3 protein-coding genes and 1 pseudogene are annotated in these 2284 nt (G+C 47.9%); all 4 read left to right on the top strand.

Annotated elements, in window-relative coordinates; all coding sequences use genetic code 11:
* Positions 1–251: 251 nt before the first annotated feature.
* Positions 252–695: pseudogene (locus AC5JLB_RS29880) on the top strand (IS6 family transposase); the annotation flags it as partial.
* A 20-nt stretch (positions 696–715) separates the two neighbouring features.
* Positions 716–1285: a protein NO VEIN domain-containing protein gene (locus AC5JLB_RS29875; RefSeq protein ID WP_495877454.1), complete on the top strand. Its 570-nt coding sequence runs from the start codon at positions 716–718 to the stop codon at positions 1283–1285.
* Positions 1286–1318: 33 nt separating this feature from the next.
* Positions 1319–1576 (top strand): hypothetical protein, encoded by a 258-nt coding sequence (locus AC5JLB_RS29870; protein ID WP_495877453.1) that lies wholly within the window; start codon positions 1319–1321, stop codon positions 1574–1576.
* Positions 1551–1907 carry a type II toxin-antitoxin system PemK/MazF family toxin gene (locus AC5JLB_RS29865; RefSeq protein WP_495877452.1) on the top strand — a complete coding sequence of 119 codons (357 nt, stop codon included), beginning with the start codon at positions 1551–1553 and terminating at the stop codon, positions 1905–1907. Before AC5JLB_RS29870 ends, AC5JLB_RS29865 begins: the two co-directional genes overlap by 26 nt.
* Positions 1908–2284 lie beyond the last annotated feature (377 nt).

The raw sequence follows: 2284 nt of genomic DNA, 5'->3' as shown, positions 1-2284 counted from the left end.
TCAAACGAGCGAACAGAAGCAACCAACACATTCGTGGCGCTTGATGCATGTTAAATTGGTTTTGTCAATAACTCAAACTTCGTCTTTTAATCGAATCTCTGACTCAGCGATACTTCGGAAAGTTTTTGTGGAAACGCTGAAAACCCTTGCCACGCCGCTAATTTTGACCCTCACCCTAAATCCCTCGGTTGTGTCGCAAAAACTGATTAGTGGTAAGGTAGGTCATTCCAAACACGACTGCTCCCTTGGCGATGTCTACTTCCTCTCCCTTCAAGTGGCGACATTATTTGCCTGAAATTATCCTGCTCAATGTCCGGTGGTACTGCCGCTATCCCTTGAGCTACCGGAATCTAGAGGAGATGATGGCTGAGCGAGGGGTGGACGTCGATCACTCAACGATTAACCGTTGGGTGTTGGAGTACGCACCAGAACTCGATAAACGAATCCGACCTCACTTGAAACCTACCAACGATTCATGGAGGGTTGACGAGACGTACATCCAAATCAAAGGGGAGTGGAAATATCTGTATCGGGCCGTGTATTCCCTTGCGAATCCACTGGACTTCATGCTGAGCGCAAAACGAGACGGGAAAGCGGCAGCCCGCTTTTTCCGCAAAGTGCTGAGAGCAAAGCACACTCAAACGCCACGAGTGATTACGGTGGATAAAAACGCGGCTTATCCAGTGGCAATTGAAGGAAAAAGCGATTAGTCGATTTGGAACAGGAACGGCGGCTTTCTCCTTTGCCGCCTCTGGTGATTGGTGGAGCGATCGTCGTTTCGATCGGGCTGCTCCAACGACTTCAAGGAAAACGGCAGTCTGCACCCAGTTTGTTTGCAAAAGAAACGAAGCGGGTGGAACTGCGAGCCATGAACGCAGTGATGGCAGCCGAGCGATCGCTAGGACATCAACCGCAAGATGTGAGTGCAGACAAATGTGGCTACGATATCGAATCGCGACTGTCAAACGACGAATTGCGGTTTATTGAAGTGAAAGGACGAATTGAAGGGGCAGATACAGTCACGGTGACGAAGAATGAAATTCTCACTGCATTGAATAAGCCAGAGGAGTTTGTTTTAGCACTGGTGCAGGTTCCGAAGTCCGAGGAGTTTAAAGAAGGGGATGCGTTTCGAGTGGCGGCTTCTAAGGGAGAATATCGGGTTACAGATGAACCGACGATCGTTCGATATGTGCGGCAGCCGTTTCAGAAAGAGCCGGATTTTGGAGTGACAAGTGTGAACTATCACTGGCGAGAATTGTGGGAGCGAGGAAATACGCCACAATAGAAATTAGAGAAATTAGCGTTGAGAATCGCCTATATGAATGCGTATCGAGTAGAAACGGTAATTTTGGAGGACGGGAAGGTTTTGCTGCAAGGCTTGCCGTTCCGGGTTGGAGAAACCGTTGAGATTATCGTTTTAGAACGCGCGAACGTGCAGGAAAAAGCTCAGACCTCAGAGGAAACGCCGTTTGATGGCGCATTTGAACCTGCGGATCGAGAGTATTTGGAAGGAGTTTCTAGCCTGATGACGGAGTGGGAATCGGAGGCAGATGAGCAAGCCTACGCTGATTTATAAACAATTTGAAGTCGTAATTGTTCCATTTCCGTTCACGGATACTACGGCAACGAAGCGAAGACCCGCGCTGGTTCTGTCTAATTCGGCGGCATTTAATACGTCTGTTGGGCGAAGCGTGATGGCGATGATTACCACTGCAACCCATTCTCCTTGGGCATTGGATATTCCAATTTCAGATTTACCATCGACTGGGCTAAAAGTCGCTTCTGTTGTGAGAATGAAGCTATTTACGATCGACCATCGGTTAGTTGTGAAGCGAATTGGCAAATTGGCTGAGAGCGATCGCACCGCAGTCGAACAAGTTCTTAAACAACTCTTTAATCTGGTTTGAGTTCTGTCAGCATAAAACTTTGCGAAGCGAATGCGCGTCCTCTCGTACCAAGGCAGGGCTATCGAGTAGTCCAAGATCAAGCGGATTTAGACTTAGATGACTACGGATTTAGGATAAAACTTCAGCCATTGGCTTTTTCAGCGATCGCTTGAGACTTTGCCTGTCTACCGGACTGTACTGCCTGATTTAGGAGATGAATCGCAGCCTCGCTAATTGAAGAGTTCTTCTGAGCCGCAAGGCTATGGATGTGCTCGTACAGTTCGTCGATCAGGTTTTCAATCTGAAGGATAGCTATGTCTGCTCAGAGTGATTTTCTGTTCACTGCTAGGTTGTGTTGACATTTCAGCGAAGTTCAATCAGCAAGGCAGTGAAATAAA

The sequence above is a fragment of the Myxacorys chilensis genome (genome assembly GCF_059505265.1).
This window is presented reverse-complemented; position numbering and strand designations above follow the sequence as displayed.